The sequence below is a fragment of the Pseudomonas sp. GD03903 genome, assembly GCF_029840045.1.
GTDB lineage: Bacteria > Pseudomonadota > Gammaproteobacteria > Pseudomonadales > Pseudomonadaceae > Pseudomonas > Pseudomonas pseudonitroreducens.
The window spans coordinates 178,363-185,549 of the sequence record NZ_JAOCBT010000011.1 but is presented as its reverse complement, the minus strand read 5'-3'; the positions used below and the strand labels follow the sequence as shown (position 1 = coordinate 185,549).

At 63.9% G+C, this 7,187-nt stretch carries 7 protein-coding genes; 6 read left to right on the top strand and 1 reads right to left on the bottom strand.

All coding sequences use genetic code 11. The features are described 5' to 3' along the window. Nucleotides 1-265: 265 nt before the first annotated feature. Entirely contained in the window at nt 266-1,462 is a 1,197-nt protein-coding gene (fabV, locus tag N5C91_RS19175) for an enoyl-ACP reductase FabV (protein WP_279831278.1), read from the top strand. A gap of 55 nt (nt 1,463-1,517) precedes the next feature. Here the strand turns inward: fabV and N5C91_RS19170 are convergent, their stop codons facing one another. Continuing rightward, on the bottom strand, nt 1,518-2,468 hold the full coding sequence (locus tag N5C91_RS19170) for an alpha/beta hydrolase (RefSeq protein WP_279831277.1): 951 nt from the start codon (nt 2,466-2,468) through the stop codon (nt 1,518-1,520). A gap of 97 nt (nt 2,469-2,565) precedes the next feature. Between N5C91_RS19170 and N5C91_RS19165 the strand changes: the two genes are divergently transcribed. The 5 genes from N5C91_RS19165 to N5C91_RS19145 all read left to right on the top strand — a co-directional run bounded on the left by N5C91_RS19165 (nt 2,566) and on the right by N5C91_RS19145 (nt 6,924). Beyond that, nucleotides 2,566-3,393: a transporter substrate-binding domain-containing protein gene (locus tag N5C91_RS19165; RefSeq protein ID WP_279831276.1), complete on the top strand. Its 828-nt coding sequence runs from the start codon at nt 2,566-2,568 to the stop codon at nt 3,391-3,393. Nucleotides 3,394-3,406: 13 nt separating this feature from the next. Then, complete coding sequence (locus tag N5C91_RS19160; RefSeq protein WP_236170858.1) at nt 3,407-3,766, top strand: DUF4398 domain-containing protein; 360 nt, start codon at nt 3,407-3,409, stop codon at nt 3,764-3,766. Beyond that, nucleotides 3,763-4,590 carry an OmpA family protein gene (locus N5C91_RS19155; protein WP_236170857.1) on the top strand — a complete coding sequence of 276 codons (828 nt, stop codon included), beginning with the start codon at nt 3,763-3,765 and terminating at the stop codon, nt 4,588-4,590. Before N5C91_RS19160 ends, N5C91_RS19155 begins: the two co-directional genes overlap by 4 nt. 153 nt (nt 4,591-4,743) lie before the next feature. Then, nucleotides 4,744-5,379 (top strand): response regulator transcription factor, encoded by a 636-nt coding sequence (locus N5C91_RS19150; protein WP_236198637.1) that lies wholly within the window; start codon nt 4,744-4,746, stop codon nt 5,377-5,379. Between the two features lie 105 nt (nt 5,380-5,484). Beyond that, on the top strand, nt 5,485-6,924 hold the full coding sequence (locus N5C91_RS19145) for a PLP-dependent aminotransferase family protein (RefSeq protein WP_024764499.1): 1,440 nt from the start codon (nt 5,485-5,487) through the stop codon (nt 6,922-6,924). Nucleotides 6,925-7,187 lie beyond the last annotated feature (263 nt).

Genomic DNA, 7,187 nt, shown 5'->3' with positions numbered 1-7,187 from the left:
CTGGTCGCCGACCTGTTCGAAGCCGTACCGGAGCTGGAAAAGGCCGTCTAAGCCTTTTTCGCTCAGTGAAGGAACCCGCCCCCGTGGCGGGTTCTTTCATTTCAGGTTCCTGATTTTTCTCGGGAAATGGTCGTTGCGCTGCACTGGTGACCCATTGGTCACGAATCTTTGCGCAGAAGTCCACGGGCGAAGGTGTCTCATCTACAATGCGCGACGTCTCCAGTTCCTGAATGTGTTCAATCGACACCTGGCTACCGAGGTTTTCATGATCATCAAACCGCGCGTGCGTGGCTTCATCTGCGTCACTACCCACCCGACCGGCTGTGAAGCCAACGTCAAGGAACAGATCGAGTACGTCGAGGCGCACGGCCCCATTGCCAACGGTCCGAAGAAGGTCCTGGTCATCGGTTCCTCCACCGGTTACGGCCTAGCCGCGCGCATCAGCGCCGCCTTTGGCGCCGGCGCCGACACCCTGGGCGTGTTCTTCGAGCGCCCCGGCAGCGAGACCAAGGCGGGCACAGCCGGCTGGTACAACTCGGCTGCCTTCGAGAAGTTCGCCAAGGCCAAGGGCCTGTATGCGCGCAGCATCAACGGCGACGCCTTCTCCGATGAAGTGAAGCAAGTCACCATCGAGACCATCAAGCAGGACCTGGGCAAGGTCGACCTGGTGGTCTACAGCCTGGCCGCGCCGCGCCGTACCCATCCGAAGACCGGCGAGGTTTTCAACTCTGTGCTCAAGCCGGTCGGCAAGAGCGTCAACTTCCGTGGCCTGGATACCGACAAGGAAGTGATCAAGGAAAGCGTGATGGAGCCGGCCACCGAGGCCGAGATCGCCAACACCGTGGCGGTGATGGGCGGTGAAGACTGGCAGATGTGGATCGACGCGCTGCAGGAAGCCGGTGTGCTGGCCGACGGCGCCAAGACCACTGCCTTCACCTACCTGGGCGAAGAGATCACCCACGATCTGTACTGGAACGGCTCCATCGGCGCCGCCAAGAAGGACCTCGACCAGAAAGTCCTGGGCATTCGCGAGAAGTTGGCCGTCACCGGTGGCGACGCCCGTGTTTCTGTGCTGAAGGCTGTGGTCACCCAGGCCAGCTCGGCCATCCCGATGATGCCGCTGTACCTGTCGCTGCTGTTCAAGGTGATGAAGGAGAAGGGCACCCACGAAGGCTGCATCGAGCAGGTCGACGGCCTGTTCCGCGAGAGCCTGTACGGCGCCGAGCCGCACCTGGACGCCGACGGTCGCCTGCGTGCCGACTACAAGGAACTGCAGCCGGACGTGCAGGACACCGTGAAGGATCTGTGGAACAAGGTGACCAACGAGAACCTGTACCAGCTGACCGACTTCACTGGCTACAAGTCCGAGTTCCTGCGTCTCTTCGGCTTCGAGATCGCCGGCGTGGACTACGAGCAGGACGTCAACCCGGACGTGCAGATTCCGAATCTGATCCAGCTCTGAGTTCGCACCAGCAGAAACGGCGCCCGAGGGCGCCGTTTTTGTTTGTCGCCGGCGATCAGTTCGCCGCGGTGACCGGCCCGTGGCTCTGCTTGAGGAAGTCCAGGTAAAGGCGAGCGGTTTCCTCGGGGCGCTCGATCATCGGCACGTGGCCACAATCGCGCAGGATGGCAACGCTGGGCTTCTTCAGCAGCGGTTTCATTACGTCGATGCTGGAAACGTCCAGTACGCGGTCGCGATCGCCCCACAGCAGCAGGGTCGGCGCGGTGATCTTCGGCAGCTCCGGCTCCAGTGGGATATAGCGTTCGCGCAACTGCTGGAAGACCATGCCGTTGAACGCGCTGCGCTCCAGTGAGCGTTCGGCCAGGTAGTCCCGCAGCCGCGACGGCAGCGGCGGCTTCTGCACGAAGACGAAGTCGAGCAGGGCGGGGAAGTCCTCCACCCTGCGCAGCACCAGCGGATTGTCGCCGCCCTTGAGCAGGCGCTCGAACAGTTCGCTCTGGTGCGGCGCCATGACCCCGGCGTTATCGAACAGACCGACCGACAGCACCTCCTGCGGATGTCGCGCGGCGAGCAGCGCGGCAATATGTCCGCCCATGGAGTTGCCGACCACGTGGAAGCGGCCGATGCCCAGTTCGCGCATGAAGTCGGCCAGGCGTTCGGCCTGCGTGCCAACGTCATAGCTGATGTTCGCGGGCCGGCTGCTGTCGCCAAAGCCAGGCAGGTCGACGGCGATGACGTGGTAATCCCTGGTCAGGAAGCGGGCGAAGCGGGGCCAATTGCTCTTGTCGGCGCCAAAGCCGTGGATCAGCAGGATGGTCTGGGCTTTTTCCGGGCCGCCCTCGTAGTAGGTGATGTCCAGGTCGTCCACCTGCAGGCTGTTGGTCGACAGCCGGGCGCGGGCGGCTTCGACATACTGTGCCGTCGCCAGCAGGGTGGAGGGGAAGGCGTAGAGCACGCCGGCGGCGACGGCTAGCGCCAGGAGAAGGGCCAGAAGGGCTTTCTTCATGAGAAGTCCTTATTACCAAATCGGGTCGGTGTGCTTTACGCTAGCATTTTGCGGCTCTAAGCATGGCCGTTCTTTCTTCTGGCGAGTGAGACTACCGATGCCTGATTGCTCCACGCTGATCCGTGCAGCGCTGTTGCTGGTGACTTTCTCTATTCCACTGGGTGGGTTCGCGGCCGGCAAGTGCGAGCGGTTGGTCGCCACCGGCAATCCGGAATACCCGCCCTACCTGTGGCGCGACCCTGCGCAGCCGGAGCGCCTGATCGGCGCCAATGCCGACCTGTTGGAGCAGATCGGCAAGGCGATCGGGGTGAACATCCGGGTGATCTATACCGGCTCCTGGGCGCGTGCGCAGGAAGAGGCGCGGCTGGGCCGGGTCGACCTGATCGCCGGCGCCTTCCTCACGCCGCCGCGGCTGGAGACCATGGACTACATCCATCCGGCCTTCCTCACCACCGACAACGTGGTATGGATGCGCAAGGATGCTGCGACACCCTACGCCAGTCGCGACGACCTGCGCGGCCTGAAGGGCGGTACCCTGGTGAACAACAGCTTCGGCCCGGATTTCGACACTTTCGCCAAGGAGCAACTGACGCTGGAGGAAGTGCCGAGCCTGACCCAGGCGTTCCAGAAGCTGCTGCTCAAGCGCTCGGATTATGTGATCTACGAGCACTACCCCGGCCTCGCGGTCGCCGATACCCTCGGCATGGCCGACGACCTGCAGCCGTTGGAACCGCCGATCTCCAGCGAGGGTCTGTACCTGACCGTCGCGCACAACTCGGCCTGCAACGACCCGTGGCTGCGCGGACAACTGGCGAAAAAAATGACAGAATTGACGGCCGCCGGAATCCCGCAGCGTCTGCTGCAGGACAACCTGGCCCGCTGGAAGGCCCAGCAGCTGCAGCCTGCCAGCACTCCCACCGAGTAGGACAATAGATTTCGTGATCAATCGACGGATGATGGTCGCCGGCCTGGCTTTGTTTGCGTTGGCCGGCTGTGCGACGAACGACCCGGCACCCAACGAACAGATGCGTCTCACCGAGCAGGCGCTGGAACAGGCCAAGGCCGTGGGTGCGACCGATGACGTCGCCGAGCTCAAGCTCGCCGAGGACAAGTACCAGGCTGCCAAGGGGGCGCTGGCGGTCGGCTCGCACAAGAAGGCGCGGCAGCTCGCCGAGCAGGCCGAGCTCGATGCGCGCCTGGCCGAGGCCAAGGAGCTGACGCGCAAGAGCACCGAGCAACTGGCCGAGCAGAGCAAGAGCATCAATCGCCTGCGCAAACAGTTGGGAGAAGTGCAATGACTTCCGTGCAACTGTTGCGCCGTGGCGCATCGTGGATCGGCGCCTTGGGTGTCGTCGCACTGCTGGCCGGTTGTGCCAACAGCCAGCTCAGCGAGAAATCCCTGGAGCAGGCCCGCCAGCAGTTCCAGGCGGTGAAGGAAGACTCCTCGGTGCTGCGCAGCGCGCCCAAGGACGTGATCCGTGCCGGCGAGTCGCTGGCCCGCGCCGAGCGCCTGTCCAACTACTGGGGCAGCAGCGATGACGTACTGCAGTACTCCTACCTCAGCCAGCGCTACAGCGAGATCGCCCGCGAGCACAGCAATCTGGCGCTGAACCAGGAGCGCCTGGGCAAGCAGCAGCTGGAGCGCGAGCGCCTGCAACTGGCAATGCGTGAAGCGCGCCTGCTCAATGTGCAGGAACAGAGCAAGTGGCTGGAGCAGCAGATGGTCAGCCTGGCCACCAACGAAACCGAGCGCGGCCTGGTGCTGACGCTCGGCGATGTGCTGTTCGACAGCGGTGAGGCGGACCTGAAGCCTGCGGCCAACCGTACCGTGCTCAAGGTGGTGCAGTTCCTCCAGCTCAATCCGCGGCGGATCATTCGCATCGAGGGCTACACCGACGCCGAAGGCGACCGCGAGCAGAACCTGCAACTGTCCAGGGATCGCGCGCAGGCCGTGGCTGATGCGCTGACTGACCTGGGCGTGGACGACAAGCGTGTCAAGGTGCAGGGTTACGGCGAGGCATATCCGGTGTCGGATAACGCTTCGTCGCTGGGGCGTGCGCAGAACCGCCGGGTGGAGATCGTCTTCTCCGACGAGAAGGGCCAACTGGGCGCCGAACGCTGAGCGCAGCGCAATATCCCGACACAGGAAAACCCCGGACGCTTCGGCTCCGGGGTTTTTCATCAGGGGCATCTCGAATTCTTTCGAGTGGCAGCTTGGCGAAAATGGCCGGGTGCGACTAATCCCCTCAAGGGGAGCCGTAAACGAGAGAATCTGATGTCACTGGAAAAGAAGCTTTTCAATGTAATCGTGGCGGACCCGCAACCGATGATCGGTTGGGGTCTGGAACGCTATCTGCTGGAGCGCGAACTGGCGCAGGTGAAAGCCTTCGTCAGCGACACCGACAGCCTGCTGGATGTCCTCAGTGCCCACCCCGAGGTTGACCTTGCCATCGTCGAGCTGGCGCTGCCCGGCGCTCGCGGGCGTGATGGCGTGCACCTGATCGAATGGTTGCAGCGCCACCATCCGGATGTACCTGTACTGGTCTATTCGGTCATGGGGGCGCCGCTACTGGCGACCGCAGCGGTGAAGTGCGGCGCGGTAGGCTATGTCTGCAAGCGCAATCCACTGAGCCTGCTGGATGACGCCTTCGCCCGCATCCGCAAGGGCGAGACCTACATCGACCCGATGCTGCGTCCGCCGCGTCATACCGGCAAGCCGTTGAGCCCGACCGAAGTCGATATCATCCGCCGCCTGGCCCATGGTGCCACGGTGGGGGAAATCGCCGAGCGGACCAACCGCAGCGTCTCCACCATCAGCACCCACAAGCGCAACGCCATGCAGAAACTCGGCCTGACCACCGATGCGCAACTGGTGGTGGCGGGGCTGCTGGACTGGCTGGGCGAGATCTGAAGCAAGCGGGCGCGCAACTGTATCGGATGGAATGCTGACGACTGTTCTGGAACAGTTTGCACTTTTTGGCTACTGTTTCGGTTCAATGACCGAGGGATGGCCGTCATGTCCAATCTGCTGCTGTACCAGCGCATCGCCCAGCAACTGGCGGAAGACATCCGTCGTGGTGTCTACCAGCCGGGCGAGCGCGTGCCGTCCGTGCGCAAGCTGAGCACCCAGCTCAACGTCAGCCATGCGACGGTGCTCCAGGCCTACGCCACCCTCGAGGATCAGGGCCTGATCCGCGCGCGTCCGCAGTCCGGCTTCTACGTGCATCGCACACCGGCACTGACTGCCTCGACGCCGGACATCGCCCGCGTCGAACGCCCCGGCCTGGTCACCCGCAGCAGCATCATCAACCAGGTGCTCGCCGAGGCGCGCCGCGAGGGCGTGTTCCCGCTGGGCGCCGCGGTGCCGCATGTGGATTACCTGCCGGTCCGCGCGCTGCACCAGCAGTTGGCCAAGGTCACCCGTTTCTCCAGCCCGCGGGCCTTCAGCTACATGTTCAGCCCCGGCTACGAGCCGCTGCGCCGCCAGGTGGCGATCCGCATGCGTGACGCCGGCGTGGTGGTCGACCCGACACAGGTAACCATCACCCACGGCTGCGTGGACGCCATCCACATGGCCTTGCGCGTGATGACCCGGCCGGGCGATCTGATCGCCACCGAATCGCCGAGCTACTACGGGCTGCTGCAATTGGCCGATATCCTCGGCCTGAAGGTCATCGAGATTCCCAGTGACCCGCTCACCGGCATCAGCCTGGAAGCCTTGCAACTGGCCGCCAACCAGTGGCCGATCAAGGCGCTGGTGCTGACCGCGCGCCTGAGCAATCCGCTGGGCGGCACCATCCCGGAGGATCGCCAGAAGGCGCTGCTCAAGCTCACCGCCGAGCACAACATCGGGGTGATCGAGGACGATATCTACGGCGAGCTGATGTTCGACCAGGGGCAGACCAAGGCACTCAAGGCCCATGACCGTGACGGCCGGGTGGTGTACTGCTCGAGTTTCTCCAAGACTATCTCCCCTGGCGTGCGCATCGGCTGGATCATCGCCGAGCGCTACCAGGAGGAAATTCGCCGCCTGCAGACCTTCACCACGCACTCGGCGTGCACCGTCACCCAGATGGGCGTGGCGGCGTATCTCGAGAACGGCGGTTATGACCGGCATCTGCGCTACATCCGTCAGGAGTACCGCAAGAACATGACGGCCTACCAGTTGGCGGTACAGCAGTACTTCCCGGAGGGCACGCAGATGACCCGGCCCAAGGGCGGCTTCATCCTCTGGGTCAGCCTGCCGGCCAAGGTCAACACCAAGGAACTGCACGTCCGCGCCCTGGAGCAGGGCATCAGCATCGCGCCGGGGCTGATCTTCAGTAACACCGAGCAGTTCAACAACTGCCTGCGCCTGACCTGCGGCATTCCGTGGGACCGCGAGGCGGAGCGGGCGATCATGACCCTCGGCATGCTGGCCTGCCAGCTGTGCCAGGAAGAACTGATCGCTGCGTAATTGCCCTGCATGCGCAGGAGCGGACTCTGTCCGCGATGGGTCCGCCGCGCGCCGGATGCCATCGCGGACGCAGTCCGCTCCTGCGTAAGGCTTTTCTGCGGTTAACCCGTTTTCCCACATCGTCTCGTCCAAGCAAGTTGAAACCCTCGACGAGACCGCTGCCGTGCCGCTTGCCACCCCCGAGCCTCTGCCTGCTGGTCACCGCGCTACACCTGCGCCTGCGACATCGGCGATACTCGGTCGTTGGCGCGAAGCCAGTCGAC

Excerpts from the sequence above, each read along its gene's own strand:
- fabV (WP_279831278.1), top strand. The coding sequence starts at position 266 with ATGATCATCAAACCGCGCGTGCGTGGCTTCATCTGCGTCACTACCCAC.
- N5C91_RS19170 (WP_279831277.1), bottom strand. The coding sequence starts at position 2,468 with ATGAAGAAAGCCCTTCTGGCCCTTCTCCTGGCGCTAGCCGTCGCCGCC.
- N5C91_RS19165 (WP_279831276.1), top strand. The coding sequence starts at position 2,566 with ATGCCTGATTGCTCCACGCTGATCCGTGCAGCGCTGTTGCTGGTGACT.
- N5C91_RS19155 (WP_236170857.1), top strand. The coding sequence starts at position 3,763 with ATGACTTCCGTGCAACTGTTGCGCCGTGGCGCATCGTGGATCGGCGCC.
- N5C91_RS19150 (WP_236198637.1), top strand. The coding sequence starts at position 4,744 with ATGTCACTGGAAAAGAAGCTTTTCAATGTAATCGTGGCGGACCCGCAA.
- N5C91_RS19145 (WP_024764499.1), top strand. The coding sequence starts at position 5,485 with ATGTCCAATCTGCTGCTGTACCAGCGCATCGCCCAGCAACTGGCGGAA.